Genomic DNA, 17963 nt, shown 5'->3' on the forward strand with positions numbered 1-17963 from the left:
CTTAATGCACGGTCGTGTTAGCGGTGGCGGCGAGCTGGTCACAGCACAGTTCGTCCATCATCTTTTGCCCTAACGGCGTCAGGCGGGGAGGCGCGACCAGGATATCCGGCTGCACCATATCCCCCAACATGGCGCACGCCATGTCCATGCCGTCTTCCGGGCCATGCTGACCGACAAAGTAGCCTTCCAACTGCATGGCAATCGTCATTTGCAATTCATCCAGCGAGTAACCGAGGCTAAGCCCATAAAAGGCGCAGGTGTCGAGATAGGCTTGCGCCACGGCACGGCGATACACCGCTGTACGCACTTCAATAGGCAGGCAGGATTGATTGAGTGTGTTCATGCGGCGGTCGCCTCCAGGTTGTGATTGATATGGGATTCGCAGGTGGTGACCACCTGTCCGAGTTGGTCGGTCAGTACCGCCACCACGGAAGCTAGAGCATCTTGTTGGAAGCTGTCCGGGCGTTGGCCGCCGCAGTTCATCTGATCGAGCATATCGAGGAACAACACCCCGACAGAGTGCGCATGCTGTAGGCGCAGGAAATCGGCGTGCGGGATCGGGTAGTGGGTATCGCTATAGAAACGGGCAGCCAGGGTATTCATGCCACCTCCGCGACAGGCAGACGGCCTGCGAAGGCCAGCACGTAATCACGTACCAGGGCGCGGCGGGCGGCGTGTTCACAGGTGGCAACGGTGCGCAGCATGCAGGGCTGTAAATTGGTGGTGTTGCGGCGCACGGCAGCGAACAGAAAGACAAATTGCGGGTGTGACGGGGTGAGGGTCGTAGCCATGATGGCAGTCTCCATAGTTAGCTGGTAACAGCAACCACCGGAGTTCCTACACTCAATGGTGGTAGCCCAGACGGGGGTAGGAATACCGGCAACTATGGAAACCGGCCAGCCCGAAGGCTGCCCCGCCTGAGCCACCATTGTTTGATAGCCACAGTAGCATAAAAACCACTGTGCAAAAAATGAGCGCGCAAAGGCTGCGACGAAAAAAAACACGCTTGGCGCGTGCTGTGTCGCCATAGTTAAACACGGGTTCCTACGCCCGGCTGTCGATTGTGCGACAGCGCAAGGACTATAACGTAGGGCTTGCCGCCAGGGCAAGCCGGAAAACGCATACGGATATTCAATCGATCGCATAGTGATCAACAGTCTGTTAAAACAGAGGTTTTGTAGCTGTCGGCGGCATTGGAAAGCGGTACATGGCGCACTTGGGGCCGGTGGTAAATCGATGGCCCCTGGCAAGTAAGGGCAATCACGCCGTGCTGGGCGCTGTGGCGTTCAGACAGGGCCATTTTAGGGTTCTTGCGCAGCATCAGGATAGCTTCTGCCACAAACAGGGCATCGCTGTGATCTAGGCTAAAGGTTTGTTGGCCGAGCGTCAGGAGCATCATACAGCAGCCTCCTGGTGACGGTTGGCGATACGTTCAGCCATCCATTCTTCCACCTCAGACTCAAGCCAGGCAACATTCTTACCGCCCAGGGAAATCTGGCTGGGGAACTGTGAACGCCCAATCATTTCATACACGGTGGAGCGGGAAAGGCCGGTGGTATAGAGCACCTCAGGCAGGCGCATAAAGCGATCGCGGGACGTGGGATCGGTCAGGGTTGGCGCAGGGGTAGAACGGGACGGTGTGGCTACTGCAAGCATGGTTATGCTACCTCGTTTATATCCGGTGGTGACTCACCGGGACTGTGTGGACTCGTGTGGTAGCGCCCTATTATGTGAATATTTTTCATGATGGCAACAAGGGCTTGTTGTGTGGCGGAGAGCTATAACTGATTGTAAAACATACAATTTTATCTATTGGCTTATATTGCCCATTATTGCCTTCTATTGACCCACACAGCCAAAATTACTTATTACAAAAATCAGCATAACTATTATCTGATAGATAAAAATGTGATTAACAGCGGGGTAGATGGCTAGCCAGAAAAAAGGTCAATTTTGGGCAGGGTGAACAGTAGTGAACAGTGAGTGATGAGTTTTAAGTCAACTGTTCACTACTTTACTTACTGATTTAACTCTATTTTTTATTAAAGTGAACAGTAGTGAATAGTTTATATAAAAACTAAAATCTCGGTGGTGGTTTTCTGGGCAATTTCACGGGGTGTTGTCCTGCCGGTGATCCAACGGGCATTGATAGCGATGTTGTGCGGTTATCAACAGAATGGCGACACATTGACGAACACCGGAGACACCACAATGAGTAACACACTACCCAAGTCCATCACCCAAAAGCTGCAAGCGCTGCGTGACGCCCGCGCCGCCCACGACAAAAATGCCCAGGAGTTAACGGAGGTCGTGACAGGCATCGCCCGTTGCCATCAACAGAAGAAAGACACCGAGGTGGAAAGTCTCGAAGCGGAAAGCCAGTGGCGTACCCTGTTCCGTAAACTGCGTGGGGAAATGACCCCGGAGCTGCAAGCGCAGCACCACAGCCGGATCTCCAAGCGGGAACTGACCAAAGAGTTTGACGGCCTGATTGAAGAAATGGAGGTGGATAAAATGTACCTCCACCTTTGCTGTGGAACGACGGCCCCCAAGCTGGTTGACGCGCACCGAGAGGCTTTGAACGCCTTTGCCGAGCACGCAATGGCTCAGGCCGTGGACGCCCTGGGGAAAGCACTTCTGACCGCCGATGTTATCAATGCCTGCTCATTGGCAAAGAAAGCCTACAGTGTTTACCACGATAACCCGATGAGAGTGATTGAACAGAGCGTATTGGGGGCGCTGACTGCGCATGTTATTACGGCTACGGCGCAAAAGAATATTGAGCACCCGGTGCTGAGCGATATCGGTCTGACACAGCCTGAGGAAACGGGGGTATTACCGGCGCTGCGCGACAGCCCAGTCAAACGCTGGCAGTTGGCAACGGAAATAGCGGAAAAACGCAAGAAATTTAAGGAACGGGGGATTAAATCATGATGCGTTGTCCCTTTTGCCGCAGTGGTTCACATACCCGCACCAGCCGGTATTTAACCGAACAGACCAAAGAGGCGTATTACCAGTGCCAGAATATCGACTGTTCCAGCACCTTTAAAACGCGGGAAAGTATTGAGCATGTAATCCGACGGCCCTCGCCACCGGAAACTATTCCGGCACCGCCCCCGCCGGAACGCCGAACGTTAAACCGTTACGGTAATAATAATCACCTGCACTGATTAATCATCCCGCATCTTGTACCAGGATGCGGTTTTTGCTTTCCACTGCTCTCACGAAACCTGCCTTTTTTCTGGCTAGCCTGCCTCAAACTGCGCGTGCATGCATAGAGTGCATGATTTTGCATGCGCATAATGCGTGTGTTTAACCTATCTCACCCCAGTACTGGCGCGGCTTCAAGCCAAGCATGCAACTGCATGAAATGCGATACATAAAGCGGGCAGGCGAGGCGGGGATAGCATTGCGCGCGGGCGTGTTTGATGGTTTTCATATAATGCGCCAGCGCGTCGCTAAAGCGCTTGTCTAGTCGGACTCACTCCAATTAGTGACCTGGTGTTATTGCGTCGTGAGAGGCTGCGTAACACGTTTTTGGGGGAATCAATGAAGTCGCAGCAAGGTGTCCTGCTTTCACCTTTATAGTTAGGATCATATCCTTTCAACAGGATGTTTATTACGTTCCAGTTGTGGAACTGATCACTAAAGCTCCAGCTATTTTATGTATAATCAATGAGGTAAAGTATATTTTTTATTTTAGAAACAAAAAGGAATAATAGAAATGACAACTAATCCAGATGGAAATATTGCATTTTTAAAGCCTGGAAGTAATGAATGGATACCTTTAAATAATGCTTCATTTGTTTTTTGGAGAGATAGGAATACTAATATTGGGCTTGAGTCGGCTGGAATTGATCTTAGCACCGTCCCTGTAAATCCAATGGAAGAGTCAGATAAAGAAGCTGTTAGGGAAAATAGAAGTTTTTTTAATGATGTTTTGTTGCGATCTCTACAGTTTCCAAATCTTTCCTTTTTTGCGGGCAGTGGAACATCCTTGGGTGAAGTAGGTGGGCCAAGTATGTGGGACTTGTGGAAGAGTGCAATGTGGGAAAACCCAGATGAAGTAGGTGATAAATTTGTATTAAAGCCTGTCGCAATTAGCGTATGTAAAAAGGTAAGATATTCTGAGACTAATTATCCTAATATTGAGCATTTTTTATCGCAGTGTGATGCATATTTATCTTTCCATGAAGATAAAGAGGTTTTTGATTTTTTAAATGAAGTTAAATCTATTATATTGGATAAGTGTCAATCGTTTATTATCTCAGGGAAAAGTGATTTGACATCTTACAAAATGTTATTGCAAAAAATGGCTAGGAGGAGGGTAAGAGATCCCCGACTGAAAGTGTTCACTACTAACTATGATATGACATTTGAATCTTCAGCCTCTGAGCTTGGAATGATGGTAGTGGATGGACTTTCATACACAGGGAAAAGGAGGTTTGATGGCAAATATTTTAATTATGATGTTATAAAAAGAGATGAGAATGAACACGAATTTATTGAAGGTGTTTTTCAATTGTTTAAACTACATGGCTCTGTTAGTTGGGCTAGAGATGATGGACAAATATATGAAGATAACAATCCAACTGCCTCATCAGCATGTTTAATTTACCCGGCAAAAGGTAAGTATCAGCAAGCATTTATTCAACCTCATTTAGAGTTGCTGTCTAGATTTTTAGACTCATTGAGAAAGAAAAATAGTTGCTTGGTGATTTCTGGTTTCGGTTTTAATGATGATCATCTTTCTGAGCCAATATACTCGGCTATCAAGTCAAATCCCAGCATGAAGTTAATTATAGCTGATTACAAATGTGCAGCTCATATCGAAAATAATGGTGGGAATGGTTCTAGTAAATACTGGTCATTGCTTAAGAAATTATCAGGTGATGGATATGATATTTATTTTGTGAACGCTTCATTTAAGGATTTTGTTGGTTTAATTCCTAATTTGAGAGCACTGACGCCAGCAGATCAGCTTGCAAAAGTAATAAAACAAGTTGGAGGTGAATGATTATGCGTAATCGGGATTTTTCGGCTGTAGGTGTTTTGCGAAATGAGTTAAAAGTTGGTGTGGTCTCTTCTGTTTCTGCTCAGGGCGTAAAAATTAATCTCAGTCACGCGGGTGAGATAAGCGGAAGCTATATGTTAGGAGGGAGATATGGAAAGGGTGAAGTTGGTGAAATATTATTAATTGAGGGGCAGCAGTCAATTATTCTTGGTCGATTAATTGAGGTGAAACTACCAGAGAGAGATCGGAATGAGGTATCTGAAGACTCTCAAGGGAAGTATAAAGTTGATGCGATAGGTTATATTCAACTTCTTGGGTCAATTAATACTTCTGATTTAAAAGTGGAGTCTGGGATAAAAGCATACCCCCGATTGGGCGACCGAGTTTTCTCTGCACCTTTAGAGTTTGTCTCATTAATTCCTGAACTAATAAATAAAGGGGTTAGTGACAGTGATGTTGAAAGGGTTACGATTAATTTAGGTGCAGTTTCTGGCGGTTCTGATAGTTATGTTCGCGTGACCCCAGAAAAATTGTTTGGTAGACATTGTGCAGTTTTGGGGGCGACAGGTGGAGGTAAAAGTTGGACGACATCAAAAATTATAGAAGAATGCTCACAATATAATGGTGCTAAAATAATTATCGTCGATGCTACTAGTGAATATAGATCATTCGATTCCGAACATATTGTTCACTATCATCTCGGAACACCTTTAAATGTACATAAAGAATCTAATGAGTTCAGAATACCGCCAACAGACTTTATGGAATCAGATTTCATTGCCATGTTTGATCCGTCGGGAAAAGTACAAGGGCCAAAACTAAAGGAGGCAATTAAAAGTTTACGGTTAGTAGCGTTAGACCCAACAATTGCAACTAACGGTGTTTTGATGAAAATAAAAAGACTAAAGACCGATTATCGTAGGGCAATGAATACTGGAGGTAACTCTAAATTAGTTGATAACCCATCTCAACCATTCGATGTCACGAAGATAATACCGCAAATAATTCAAGAGTGTTGCTGGGATGAACAAGACTCATGGGGAAATCCAACGGCGGACCTAGGTTATTGCTCATCGTTACTGACCAGAATTCAGGCTGTTATTTATTCAAACTCTTTAAAGTCAGTTTTTCATGGCTCTGATGCTCTAAGTAGTTTGGGGGAAGTGTTGGACGATTTTTTAAAAGGAGATAAAAGAGTTTTACGAGTATGTTTAAGTGATGTTAGCTATGAATTTTATGCTCGAGAGATATTAGCTAATGTAATAGGAAGAAAGTTACTCGTGCTGGCTAGAACTGAAAAATTCAGGGAAAAACCATTACTTGTTATTGTTGATGAGGCTCATAATTTTTTAGGTAAGAGAGTCGGTGCAGAAGATCATTCAGTGAAGTTAGATGCATTTGAAATGATTGCTAAAGAAGGTAGGAAATATGGTTTAAATATTTGTCTTACTACGCAACGGCCAAGAGATATTACTGAGGGTGTATTAAGCCAAATAGGAACCCTTTTAGTACATAGATTAACCAATGACAGAGACCGGGAGGTGGTTGAAAGAGCTTGCGGAGAAATTGATAAATCAGCGGCGGCTTTTTTACCTAGCCTAAAACAGGGGGAAGTAGCACTTGTTGGGGTTGACTTTCCTATCCCTATGACAATACAAATTGGGAAGCCTATGTATCCGCCTGAATCTGACTCCCCTAGCTTCCAGGAAATTTGGAGGAAATAATTCGCTTTGTGAATACAACGAAGAGCTGATGGGGTCAATTTGGTGGTCTATGATTTATTTTAGTTAATTTAATTGTTAAAATTCATTTGGTTACAGTTATTTTGCGAGTCCGGCCTTCGCACCATTAGTCAGTACGCAAATCAAGTCGCTCACGAGCGGCTTTTTTTGTGCCTGAAATTCAGGGGCGGCAAGGTTTTCCTAAAGTGATAAAAGCCAAGTTGGCCTCATTCCACATTGGTATAGGTTTCTCTGGAACGTTCTACTCACCGAGTTGCGCTCAGCACCGCCTGAAGCTTTTCTAGCTGCTCATGCCAGGCATCTGGGTTTTCTTTCTTGAATTTCTTCAGATTCAAGAGCTTCCACCTAACTGATGGGAAGTGCTGATAATCATAAATCGTCCAGTCTGGTTCTAAACGGTTCAGACTGAGTAAAAAGTGTTTATCATCTTCTGTCAGGCAGGTTTTCACCATTTCTATCAATGTTGCTCGTGTTGCTTCATAGTCTGCATAGCTGAACGTGATGCTACTCATATCTTCAAACTGATGTTCAAAAGCAATACGTTGATCTTGCAAATGTGGGTCAAGCATTTCATAGGTCGGACGGTTGCTACTCACAAGCCCGAAAATCAGCCCTTTCTTGATCTCGTTGGTAAATCCCTCCGCTTCGAGTAATAGCTTCACGTCAAATAAATCTCTTGGGTGCTGGCGGTCAAGAGCCGCGCACAGTTTACCGCCATAGAGTTGTGCAACTGGCACGATCGGCATTGCACAAAATGAGTCAAACTGTTCCTGAGCCGACTCACACAACGGCATTATGACCTGATCCCCCTGCAACCCACGGCCAACCATGTTGACCTCAATTTTTATGATGATCTCATGCTCGGCAACTTGAAGCTTACAGACTTCCGCACGGTGCAGAACATGCATGGAGGGGCTTAAGGTCTCAATGCGTTGCTTAATTCGTATCAGTGCCTCATTGATTGCAGCTAATGAGGCATCCCGGCTAGCTATCTCAACATACGTAAGATCGATATCAACGGATAGCCTCGGCATATCACGCAAAAAGAGATTGATTGCGGTGCCGCCATGCATGGCGAAGCATTTTTCTTTTGCTACTTCCGGCAAGACATCCAAAAGCAGCTGAACCTGTTTTTTATAAGCCTTTGTCATCGCGTAACTCCAGTTCCTTTGGCACGGTTATCCTGAATTCAGGGATATAGATCCCCCCTTCAACAATGGAGCGCTTCCCTGTACCCAAGTCAATTTTTTTCAAATTGATATAGCTGAGCCATTCATGACCGGCTTTATCTGCCATGTAGAGAAATAGGCGTTTTACCTTCACGGAAGAGCAGTTTTCCAGGAGCTTCTGAACAGAGGCAGGCCGTAAATTGTTCAGGCCCTCCATCAATTCGTATGCCTCCAGCAATGGCTGGCCTCTGGGAGCCAGATACAGGCACTCCATCATTGCCCGAGCCGGACCGGACACTTTCACGCTGAAATTCTTGTGTTCGATTTCCACCAGACCAAGCTCTGGCGGCAGAAAACTGGATAGCTTGCAGTCGATGTTTATCCCCCAGTCATATTTATCAAACCACATAGGGAGCTTCTCCCCCAATAGGCCAAATAAAATGGCTTTTTTCTCCGCAAGCTCCAGGTAGTGCGCTTTCCCCTGCAACGATAGCGCTGTTTTAGCTCCTGGGTGTATAGAAAACCCCAGTTGCGATTGCAGGGCATAGATCCCCCCTAGGTAATCAACCCGATCGCCATCGCGGATCAATGCGCCTGTGCCTATCGAGTTAAACCATTGGCTTTTCTTGTATTGTTTCTGTAAATCAAGGCTATATCCCTGTTTCGTTAGCCATGTGGAGGTGAGCACTATTCCTGAGGGGAGAGAGCTTAGTAGGGTGTTTATTTTGGATTTTTTTTCGGTAGTCATACTACCTTTATAGTCATTTTTTTAAACCAGTACAATCTGGTGGTTTAAATTTTTTTGTTTTTAGGTATTAAAAGGACCTCAAAAATAATTTTAATAAACCCGGTGTTAAAGGTACCGTACGCAGCAGGCTATCTACAGCGGATAAGGAGGCCAGCCAGAACCGGCCCCAGTGCTGTTTATAAAGACGCGAACGATCCCAGCCTGAACCGCCTTGCAGCAATCTCTTCCTTTAATGACGCAGACGTCAACACGTCCAGCTCCGCCAACCTTGGGTAGCAGTATTTGCTGGCCAGAATGGTGCTATCAATAAAGGAGGGATGGCACATGATTTCCAGTGATGACGCACCGCGTTCTGTGGCGCGATCCAGCGTTGCCAGGAACAGCGCTTCGCTGATGGCGTCGCCGTAGAACCCACTGTCAAACGTGGCCGTGCTGCGAGCACCGCAAAGAGGGATATGGTGTTGAGCGATGACATCACGATCGATACGCATCGCGACCCCTTTCTCCAGAGCGAAAGCTTCTACCAGCGGGAAGATTTGCGGGATCATATGGACGTGATGATGGCTGTCGATATGGCTCGGCGGGCGGCCGAACAACTCGATAAAGCGTGCGAACTGGCACGCAAGTTCTTGCTCGATCTCATCTAGCGGAAGGGTATCAGCCTCGGCCATCTCCCATATCCATTTCCCCAGCTCACCATTTTCTCTGACCAAACCAGGCATGGGGGAAAGCGGTTTCCCGAGAGTGAGAACGAAGTGCATCCCGATAGACAGCTGCGGGTGTGCGGCACTTAATGAAGCGGCATGCTCAATGCCTGCTGCGTTAACCATCGCCGTCGTTGAGGTGACGACCCCGTTATTGAATGCTTCGATAATCCCGTAGTTCTGGGCCTTACACAGCCCAAAATCGTCCGCGTTGACGATCAATAATTTATCCATCAAAGCCTCTTTACAATGTCTTCCCCCGCAGGGGAAGACCATTAATTACTTCAGTTTGGCAATGGCTTGCGCAAAGTTGGGCAGCAGCTTTTCATGTGCTAACAACAGGTCACGCGCCAGTTTTTCGGCATCTTTATCGGAATGGATCAGCGGGCTCAGGTTGAGCGCCAGCAGTACGTCATTTAACTCCCCGCTCAGGGCGGCTTTGCTGGCGGCAATCTCAAACCCTTTGATGGTGTAAATCAGGCCGAGCACGTTGTCATCAAAGTGAGTCAGGCGCGGCAGTGGCGTCGCGCCATTACGGCCGATAGTGCAGCTCAGCTCGACAGTCCAATCGGCCGGAATGTTATCGATATGGCCGTGGTGTGGGAAGTTGACGTAGTGTTCGGTCTGCTTGTCGTTGTAGATGGCGCTAATAACTTCGCAGGCCGCGTCGGAATAGTACGCCCCACCGCGCAGCTCAAGCTCTTTCGGTTTAACGTTCAGCTCCGGGTCTTTATAGAGATCGAACAACTGTTTTTCCACTTTCTGCACGACGGTGGCACGCGCGCCGCCTTTGTAGAACTCGCCCATCTCGATGGCCAGCATCTCTTTCTGTTTGAAATAGTAAAGCAGATAAGAGCAGGGTAACAGGTTCAATGAGCGGATCAGCCCCTCGCTAAACGGCAAATCAAAGATGTTTTTCACCGAGCTGGCAGTAAGCGTGCCGGATGCCACGCCATCAAGCAGTTCAGCAAAGCGCGATTCACCATTCACGATGACGTCTTTGATAAACACCATGTGGTTCAGGCCGAACAGGTCGATCGACAGTTCATCCTGCGGCTCCAGTTGCAGCACATCCTGAATAAACATTTTCATGCCGACCGGGATGTTGCACACGCCAATAAAGCGTTTGAACTGGGTATGACGGAACACGGCTTCGGTGATCATGCCTGCCGGGTTGGTGAAGTTAATCACCCAGGCGTTCGGGCAGATCTCTTCGACATCTTTAATAATGTCAAAAATAACCGGAATGGTACGCAGACCTTTAAATAAGCCGCCGGCCCCGTTAGTTTCCTGGCCCAAATAGCCGTAGCTCAATGGGATACGCTCATCCAGTTCGCGCGCTTTTAATTGGCCTACGCGCAGTTGGGTCGTTACGAAATCGGCATCTACCAGGGCCTCGCGGCGATCTAATGTTTGGTACATTTTAATCGGCACGCCGGCGCGTTTAATCATGCGTTGGCAAAGATCAAAAATGATATTCTGTTTCTCTTGGCCCGCTTCGATATCGACCAGCCATAGCTCGGTGACGGGCAATTCGTCGTAACGCTTGATAAAGCCTTCAAGTAATTCAGGGGTATAGCTGCTGCCACCACCGATAGTGACCACTTTCAGTTTTTTACTCATAGGGACTCCCGTGCAAAATACATGCACTTGATTAAATTAAAAAGGAAAGGCTGGAGTGAATACTGGCTATTGATCGGCCGACATATTACTCATTGAATTACAGCTCAGCTCCTTTCTATAGTGTTTTGGCGTAAAGGAAGTAAGCTTTTTAAAGTTCTTGATAAACATGCTTGGGCTGCTATAGCCGGATTCAAACGCAATGTCGGTAATTGAGTAGTTGGTTATTTCCAACTGCTTTTTGGCGAAATTAACACGGATCTCATTAATAATCTGCATCGGTGTTTTGCCATAATGGCGTTGCGTCGCACGCGTCAAGTATTCTTGCGATTTTCCAGACAGTTGCACCATGGTCGATAATGCGCCATCGCCGAACTGCGTTTTATCATGCATCTTCTCAATGGTATCTTTGAGCCAAGTGGGCACGGTGGTGGTTATTTCAGACTCTCGGTGATGGCGTATTCTGTTGATGGTATAAAACGTCACCATCTCCAGGAACTCATTGAACTCACCGTTTCTGAAGTTAAGCGAAGCCACCATCGACTCAATAAAGTTCAGGAACTCAGCCTTGATGGTATACACCTGCGAGGCGATCAGGCGCGAGGGCAGTAACGCCAGATAGTGTTGCTCAAAAAAGGCCTTGCTGATGCCCACGTTCAAGATCCTGGTTGGCCCGAACTCATAAAAGCTTTGATGGTTTGAGCCTAGAGGGATGAAGGCGAAATCCCCCCGTTCCAGCAGCACCCGCTTACCGTTGATTTCCTGGTAATAACGGCCGGTCAGTACAATGGTAAATTCGTAGTAGTCATGCTCATGCAGGCCAGAAATGCTTTCTACTTTGTTATAGATGAACATATGGAAATTTTGACCGTCAAACAGTTGGTCTTCGCGTGCGGTTTTAATGTCCATACTCAATAACTGTGGCTGCATGATGACCCCCAACGTTATTTTATTTTTTCGTGAAGCTCAATGATTTCGGTTACTAACTCGCGGGCTAGCATCGAGGTCATCAGGTGATCCTGGGCATGAACCAGCACCAGGCTGACTTTGGTTTTGCCTTCTCCCGCATCGCCTTCAATCAGCTTGGTTTGCACCAGATGCGCTTCATGTAACGCCGCACGTGATTTGGCCATCAGTTCCCAAGCCTGGGTGAAATCACCTTCTTTTGCTACCTTGAGTGCGTTGTAAGCCAGGCTGCGCGCCTGCCCAGAGTTGATGATGAGCCCCATCACGACTTCTTCAAGCTCGTCCAACTCTTCTGCGCTGTCCTCAATGTTGTCTAAATCGAACATCGTAATCTCCCTGTATTAATGCGGTTGCTACTGGGGAGCATAGCCGCTCCCCAGCATTCCGACAGATTAGAATTTCAGTGCTGCGGCAATCTCTTCTTCGCTTTCTTCTTCCTCGATGATCGCCTGAGCCTTGTTAGACAGAATAACGAAAGGCATATAAAGCAACGTAGAGACACCAAGGTTGAACAGCGCGACCAACAGGGCAGCGATACTGCCGTTACTGTTGAAGAAGGCACCCAGCCCGGTTGGCATGGTCCACGGTGCCAGGTTGGTCACCGGTGGAATAATGCCCATGGTGTATGCCGCCAGGGTGATCGCCGCCAGAATCGGTTGGATCAGCACGAACGGGATGAACATCACCGGGTTCATGATAATCGGCAGGCCGAACAGGATGGGTTCGTTAATCTGGAAGATGCCTGATGGCAGCGCCAGCTTGGCGACCTGGCGGTGATCCGCACGGCGTGAAGCGATGAAGATGGCCAGGATCAGACCCAGCGTTGCCCCAGAACCCCCGAGCATGATGTAGGAGTCGAGCATCGGTTTAGCCCAGAAGTGGAAGGTTTTCCCGGCTTCAATCGCGGCACTGACAGAACCGTACTCGGTGTACAAGGCGATATTTTCCAGTGCCCATGGCGTCATGATGCCGCTGTCCAGCGCGGTCAGCGCCAGAGAACCATGCACACCAAAGAACCACAGCACGGAGTTGAAAATGACGTAGGCCCAGCCGACAACGCTTCCCATTGACGCCAGAGGTTTGGAAATCGAATCCATAATAATCTGGTGGAAGTTGCTGCCGTACATCCCTAATACCCAGGAGAAAATCCCGAAGATCGACAGGATAATAAAGCCAGGGATCAAGGCAGAGAATGAGCGGGAGACAGAAGAAGGGACGCTGTCCGGCAAGGTAATGACCCAGTTTCTGCGGATCACAAACGCAAACATTTCAGCGACAACCAGCCCGATCAGCATACCGGAAATAATATTCGCGCCGCCTAACCAGTTGGCGCCTACAGCATAAGCTTCACCTACGCTGTAAGGGGTGACGGTCATAAAGGCTGCGACGGACAGTAAACCCGCTGAAAGGGGGTCTACCTTGCGCTCTTCTGCCAATGCCATGCCAATAAAGAAGGGGGCCATTAGCGACATAATGCCTAATGTGCCGTTGTAAACGTTCCCGCCGATGGTTTTTAACCCATTGAGGGTTTCAATCGTTGAGGCATCCAGACGGATGCCCAGGGAATAAAAGAAAGACCCATCACCAAAACTGAGGAACACGTTGTTGATTAAGACGAACATGGCCCCGGCGAGGGTTAGCGGCATTAATTTGATGAAACCATTTTTAATAGCATTTATATGGGGTTGCTTGCCTATTTTGACGGCAAAAGGAAGCAACACCTTTTCAAGTGAATCAATGGCTTTACTCATTTTATGTTCCTTTAATGCCGCCTAACGGGCGGCCAGGGATATGAAAATTCGCTCTTTGACTGCTGACTCTTTGACTTTAAAGTAATGCAAAATTTAAAATTAACTAAAGACTGACTGACTACTTACTGGCCGCTGCCTTGATGGAGGCAACCGCGGCTTTCAACACACCCAATCCATCGATCTTGCCGTACAGGAGTGGGTCAATGACTTCGACGATTTTGTTAGGTAACAGCTTTTGAATTTCTGCTAGTTTGTAGCCAATCTGTGGCCCCAGCAGCACCAGATCCGCCGCACCGCCTTTCTCCTCTGCCGAGGACTCGGAGTAAGCTTCGATAATGACTGGGACGCTGTATTTTTCGGCCTGGGCCTTCATTTTAGAAACCAGCAGTGAAGTCGACATGCCCGCTGAACAGAACAGATAAATGACCTTCTTTTCCATAACGAAATCCTCATGTTGCCAATATTGTACAGGTCTGATTCCGTAGCCCTGATTGTCTCTGCTTGCATGGAGTATAGAGCATCACGTTAGTCAAACGGTAATTTGTAGAGGCATAAAATTGTCTCTCCTTGACCAGTGGTTATGACTACCTTCACATTTTGGGCAAATAATTCGCGACGATAAATAACTTGAGGCAGCCGATGGCTGCGCAACTCCAGGGCGTAAAGGCCCGGTCTAGCGGCTATAAAGCGAAACGCTGGCCTTCCCGTGGGCAGTATTGCAAGGGGCGTTGATGTGTGCGGGGCGGAGTGTCCATCCGGTTGATAGTCTGCGGTTAACCGATACCGGTGGCACTGGACAACCGTTCAAATAAAAAGCCCCCTGAATCTCCAGGGGGCAGCCTGACTTATGGTTCTACTACTTCCTGATAGCCTATCAACATCAGCGTCGGAGCCTTGCCGCTCTCCTTCGAATTCACGCTAATCGTCCGTGCATGACGTTCGCCACCAATGTAATAGGAGATCTCGGTTTTGCCCGCAGCCAGTGCCGCGCGTACCGCTTTGTCTACATCCACATAGCGGAACTGCTGCACGTTATTCATATACATGCTGCCATCGGCGTTGTAATTAGGCTTCGGCATGGTATTCCAGGTCACCGCGTTTTCACTCCAGGTTTGGCTCGGGTTGCTTAACGGATAGAAGAAAATGCTGAATGCAGCGGTATCGGTGATGTTGCCATCATAGACGCGGATCTTGTATTTAAAGCTGACTCCCGGATAATCCGCCAGGTTGGTGGGTTCGGCGGGGATAGCAAACTTCATTAATGCCATCATTTGCTTGTTACTGTCACGGCCTGCGCCACTCCAGTCATCCTGCACCAGTAAGGTCTGGGCACTACCGAAGTTTTTATCGCTATCCCCCTGATTACTGACATAAGTATCCTCTTTGGCATCGGTATAGCTGTAAGGAATATTGGTGCCGCAATCCATGGAGTAGTTCATGCAGCGATCGGCCATGAACCTGGCGGCCTGATCGGTCCAGGCATTCATAAAATCGCCGTGAGCGGTATAAATACTGCCCCACTGTTCGGTAAGTTTGCCGTCGATCATTTTCGGATCCAGCGACAGCTGTATTTTGCTGACATCCAGCGAGGTGATTTGCGGTAAGACGTAGGCAATATTCATATTCACTGTAGCCAGTTTGATCGGATGGTCGGCCGGGCACTGGTCATTGGTGCTATACACCGCATTCTTGGTGCCTTTGGCTTTCAGGTTGTTACCGTCCCAGCAGTTGGGGAACTCAATAGCGATGTTAAACTGCACGGCATCCCCTGCGGCACGTAGCCCACAGATTTGGTCTGCGGTGTGGGTATAACCGTTGCCATTACCGCAGAGGAAATTGACGTGCGGGTTCGGCCCGCTGCCCGCATGGTCACCCGCCAACAGTTGCAGGCCATGCGGATAGGCGGTGATGGGGTAATCAATCACCTTATTGGCCTGGTAATAGTTCTTGATATAGGTCGGGTGCACAATCTCGCCGTTTGGCAATTTCATGGTAGGAACCCAATAGCCAGTGCTGTCCGCTGCGTTATCGCAGGTGGTGCCCGAGTGCTGTAATAATGTATCAACGGTAGAGTACGCATCGGTGGAACGGTTGCCGACAAAGTCATGAGACATGGCCATGCCCGGCATGTTGGGCATTAAAATCGGGTCGTCCGGTTTCATATGGCTGAAATTACAATCCACGTTAATTTGTGCGTCGGCGGCAAAGACAGCGTGAGGTGCCAGGGCCGCGGAACCTGCCAGCAGGGCGAGAGAATACAACGAGTATTTCATGTGAAATATCCTTCAGTTAATCGGTGATGAGATGTCAGGGTGCTGTTTTTTATGTGAGCCGCGCGGAACACATATTGATGTTAGGCGCTTTGGAAATTAACAGGGGAAATGGCCGCCCTGTGGTGTATCACCGTGCATGGTGGCCAACGAACCTACGGCAGGTGTGCCACTGCAGGTGGGCTTGTCAGCCCGGAAGCGGTTCCCATACGATGTGTCGATTTCGAAAAAGAAATTCGGTGCTTTCGGCCTGGCATCCTTATCTGGTATATTCGGCTGGATGAAAATTATTGACGTCGTCGGGGGCAAGCGGTTAATGAAAAACGAAGAACATATAAGTGACATTATCAAAAAGCATCTCGAGGCGACGTTAAAAGATTTCGGGGAGTTAATCTGGGCATATGTGGTGTTATCCAAAAAAGATATGTCGTGTATCTTTGGCGTAACCAATTATCCTGGCGAGTGGGTAGAGCATTATAAAGCCAACGGTTTACAATATACCGATCCGGTGGTGATCACCGCGTTGAATCGGCTAACGCCATTTTCCTGGGATGAAAATCTGATGACGGGCGGAGGGTTTCATTTTTCCGAACTCTTCGAACGAGCCAGAAAGTTCGGCTTGAATAACGGCTATACCTTTGTCTTGCATGATTATAATAATAACCTGGTGACGTTATCCTTTATTCTCGCCCCTGAGACTAGAGCAGAAGTCACGCAAACCCTGATTAAAAACAAAGGCGATATCTCCGTATTACTGGCATCGGTGCATGAGATTTATCTAACCCTGAATTCGCTGTCAGAAAAAAACGCCACTCGTACAGAAAAAAGCGCCCAGTTTACCGAACGGGAAAACGAAGTCCTTTACTGGGCCAGCGTGGGGAAAACCTACCAGGAAACGGGGATGATCCTGGGGATCACAACGCGTACGGTCAAGTTCCATATGTCCAATATTGTCAAAAAACTGGGGGTAGCAAATGCCCGGCATGCAATACGTCTAGGTGTGGAACTTCAACTGATTAAACCGGTTAGTTGATTACAGCGAAGGTTCAGCCGCCAGCGGCCAGTCGTTCAGTACAGACTCGTCTGCCAAGCTGTGTTTGCTGAATATCCTGGCTTTTAGCTTCCTCTGGCTTTCGACATCGACGTGGCCCAACAACAGATAGACCGGCTCATTTTTTTCGGAAACACCGGTCTCCAGTACGGTGACGTTCCAGCCTGAAGTCCTGATGATGTGCATCATCGGATGGCTGGCGACGGCAAGAATGCCATCATAGTGGTGCTGCCGCGCATAATTAATCAATGAGAGAAACAAAGCCATAGTGACGGGGAATTTACGGCCTAATAGCGAGTGGGTTCTCTCTTTATCCACGAAGAAGCGTGTGGATTCAATGAAGTTACCTTCTGGAATGTTGACCTTGTTAAAGAATGAGGAGAAGGTGCTATTCAGCATATTTTGGTATTTCATGTCGATCATCCTGGTTCCGCATATAATCATGCCGTCCTCCACGCCAAAAATATAGTTGGTCTTGTCATTATCAAACTGATCAACCTCCTTGCCGTCAGAACAGTTTACCGCCCATTGTAATCTGTCTTTAAAAGTGTTTTTTCGTAACATAAAGAGATCTTCTGATTTTTCATTACTCATTGAAGAGTAGTTAACGCTATAAATAGTAAACATAATGTCACCTGTGAATGAATATATAGAGATAAGTTCATCCGGTAACATCAGTGAAGTTTCATTAAGAGCATGCCGGTACAATGGAATGATAATGCTTTTTAATCGGTTTAAGCTAACCTTATTATAAGGTTTTACCGGTTTATAGCAGGGACAGGAAAAGGCGTTTTAAGCTACACTATGGGCTGTTTCTTACGGCTCTCGAAGCCGAGGACGCGATCGCTGTAACGGCAACTTTTACCAATTTTTGACATCTTTATACAGATAACAGACAACTCAGTGGCCGATACGGGCAAAAATGGAT

20 protein-coding genes are annotated in these 17963 nt (G+C 47.6%); 5 read left to right on the forward strand and 15 right to left on the reverse strand.

Annotated elements, in window-relative coordinates; all coding sequences use genetic code 11:
• Nucleotide 1: 1 nt before the first annotated feature.
• From ACRDCA_RS10060 to ACRDCA_RS10080, 5 genes are read right to left on the reverse strand one after another with little or no spacing between them, the layout of a single operon-like run.
• Nucleotides 2-343: a DUF5375 family protein gene (locus tag ACRDCA_RS10060; RefSeq protein WP_024530888.1), complete on the reverse strand. Its 342-nt coding sequence runs from the start codon at nt 341-343 to the stop codon at nt 2-4.
• Nucleotides 340-603, reverse strand: a complete 264-nt coding sequence (locus ACRDCA_RS10065) for a hypothetical protein (protein WP_059201568.1) — start codon at nt 601-603, stop codon at nt 340-342. The genes ACRDCA_RS10060 and ACRDCA_RS10065 overlap by 4 nt, the downstream gene beginning before the upstream one ends.
• Nucleotides 600-1145, reverse strand: a complete 546-nt coding sequence (locus ACRDCA_RS10070) for a host cell division inhibitor Icd-like protein (RefSeq protein ID WP_438689375.1) — start codon at nt 1143-1145, stop codon at nt 600-602. Before ACRDCA_RS10070 ends, ACRDCA_RS10065 begins: the two co-directional genes overlap by 4 nt.
• A 5-nt stretch (nt 1146-1150) precedes the next feature.
• Nucleotides 1151-1399: a hypothetical protein gene (locus tag ACRDCA_RS10075; protein ID WP_161739810.1), complete on the reverse strand. Its 249-nt coding sequence runs from the start codon at nt 1397-1399 to the stop codon at nt 1151-1153.
• Nucleotides 1396-1656: a helix-turn-helix transcriptional regulator gene (locus ACRDCA_RS10080; RefSeq protein WP_059201566.1), complete on the reverse strand. Its 261-nt coding sequence runs from the start codon at nt 1654-1656 to the stop codon at nt 1396-1398. Before ACRDCA_RS10080 ends, ACRDCA_RS10075 begins: the two co-directional genes overlap by 4 nt.
• Before the next feature lie 555 nt (nt 1657-2211).
• On the opposite strand from ACRDCA_RS10080, the gene ACRDCA_RS10085 reads away from it, so the two are divergent.
• The 4 genes from ACRDCA_RS10085 to ACRDCA_RS10100 all read left to right on the forward strand — a co-directional run bounded on the left by ACRDCA_RS10085 (nt 2212) and on the right by ACRDCA_RS10100 (nt 6738).
• Complete coding sequence (locus ACRDCA_RS10085) at nt 2212-2934, forward strand: NAD-dependent aldehyde dehydrogenase (RefSeq protein WP_438689376.1); 723 nt, start codon at nt 2212-2214, stop codon at nt 2932-2934.
• Nucleotides 2931-3170 carry an ogr/Delta-like zinc finger family protein gene (locus tag ACRDCA_RS10090; RefSeq protein WP_071998200.1) on the forward strand — a complete coding sequence of 80 codons (240 nt, stop codon included), beginning with the start codon at nt 2931-2933 and terminating at the stop codon, nt 3168-3170. Before ACRDCA_RS10085 ends, ACRDCA_RS10090 begins: the two co-directional genes overlap by 4 nt.
• A 554-nt stretch (nt 3171-3724) precedes the next feature.
• Nucleotides 3725-5017, forward strand: coding sequence for an SIR2 family protein (locus ACRDCA_RS10095; protein WP_438689377.1), 1293 nt, complete (start codon nt 3725-3727; stop codon nt 5015-5017).
• Between the two features lie 2 nt (nt 5018-5019).
• Nucleotides 5020-6738: an ATP-binding protein gene (locus ACRDCA_RS10100; RefSeq protein ID WP_438689378.1), complete on the forward strand. Its 1719-nt coding sequence runs from the start codon at nt 5020-5022 to the stop codon at nt 6736-6738.
• Nucleotides 6739-7001: 263 nt separating this feature from the next.
• On the opposite strand, the gene ACRDCA_RS10105 is transcribed toward ACRDCA_RS10100, so the two are convergent.
• The 9 genes from ACRDCA_RS10105 to ACRDCA_RS10145 form a co-directional block, all read right to left on the reverse strand.
• Nucleotides 7002-7907 (reverse strand): nucleotidyl transferase AbiEii/AbiGii toxin family protein, encoded by a 906-nt coding sequence (locus ACRDCA_RS10105; protein ID WP_438689379.1) that lies wholly within the window; start codon nt 7905-7907, stop codon nt 7002-7004.
• Entirely contained in the window at nt 7891-8673 is a 783-nt protein-coding gene (locus ACRDCA_RS10110) for a type IV toxin-antitoxin system AbiEi family antitoxin (RefSeq protein ID WP_438689380.1), read from the reverse strand. The genes ACRDCA_RS10105 and ACRDCA_RS10110 overlap by 17 nt, the downstream gene beginning before the upstream one ends.
• Nucleotides 8674-8849: 176 nt before the next feature.
• Nucleotides 8850-9611 carry a chitin disaccharide deacetylase gene (chbG, locus tag ACRDCA_RS10115; RefSeq protein WP_438689381.1) on the reverse strand — a complete coding sequence of 254 codons (762 nt, stop codon included), beginning with the start codon at nt 9609-9611 and terminating at the stop codon, nt 8850-8852.
• 45 nt (nt 9612-9656) lie between these two features.
• Nucleotides 9657-11000 (reverse strand): 6-phospho-beta-glucosidase, encoded by a 1344-nt coding sequence (locus tag ACRDCA_RS10120; RefSeq protein WP_438689382.1) that lies wholly within the window; start codon nt 10998-11000, stop codon nt 9657-9659.
• Between the two features lie 66 nt (nt 11001-11066).
• On the reverse strand, nt 11067-11927 hold the full coding sequence (chbR, locus tag ACRDCA_RS10125) for a transcriptional regulator ChbR (RefSeq protein ID WP_438689383.1): 861 nt from the start codon (nt 11925-11927) through the stop codon (nt 11067-11069).
• Between the two features lie 14 nt (nt 11928-11941).
• Complete coding sequence (gene chbA, locus ACRDCA_RS10130; protein WP_025119472.1) at nt 11942-12289, reverse strand: PTS N,N'-diacetylchitobiose transporter subunit IIA; 348 nt, start codon at nt 12287-12289, stop codon at nt 11942-11944.
• A 66-nt stretch (nt 12290-12355) separates the two neighbouring features.
• Nucleotides 12356-13714 carry a PTS N,N'-diacetylchitobiose transporter subunit IIC gene (gene chbC / locus ACRDCA_RS10135; RefSeq protein ID WP_438689384.1) on the reverse strand — a complete coding sequence of 453 codons (1359 nt, stop codon included), beginning with the start codon at nt 13712-13714 and terminating at the stop codon, nt 12356-12358.
• Between the two features lie 118 nt (nt 13715-13832).
• A complete protein-coding gene (locus ACRDCA_RS10140; RefSeq protein ID WP_025119470.1) occupies nt 13833-14153 on the reverse strand; it encodes a PTS sugar transporter subunit IIB in 321 nt (106 codons plus the stop codon).
• Nucleotides 14154-14559: 406 nt separating this feature from the next.
• Nucleotides 14560-15987 (reverse strand): CBM96 family carbohydrate-binding protein, encoded by a 1428-nt coding sequence (locus ACRDCA_RS10145; protein WP_438689385.1) that lies wholly within the window; start codon nt 15985-15987, stop codon nt 14560-14562.
• Between the two features lie 313 nt (nt 15988-16300).
• On the opposite strand from ACRDCA_RS10145, the gene ACRDCA_RS10150 reads away from it, so the two are divergent.
• On the forward strand, nt 16301-17017 hold the full coding sequence (locus ACRDCA_RS10150; protein WP_438689440.1) for a helix-turn-helix transcriptional regulator: 717 nt from the start codon (nt 16301-16303) through the stop codon (nt 17015-17017).
• Here the strand turns inward: ACRDCA_RS10150 and ACRDCA_RS10155 are convergent, their stop codons facing one another.
• A complete protein-coding gene (locus tag ACRDCA_RS10155) occupies nt 17018-17662 on the reverse strand; it encodes an acyl-homoserine-lactone synthase (protein WP_438689386.1) in 645 nt (214 codons plus the stop codon).
• Nucleotides 17663-17963 lie beyond the last annotated feature (301 nt).

This window comes from Serratia sp. (in: enterobacteria) (assembly GCF_051654945.1).
Taxonomy (GTDB): domain Bacteria; phylum Pseudomonadota; class Gammaproteobacteria; order Enterobacterales; family Enterobacteriaceae; genus Chania.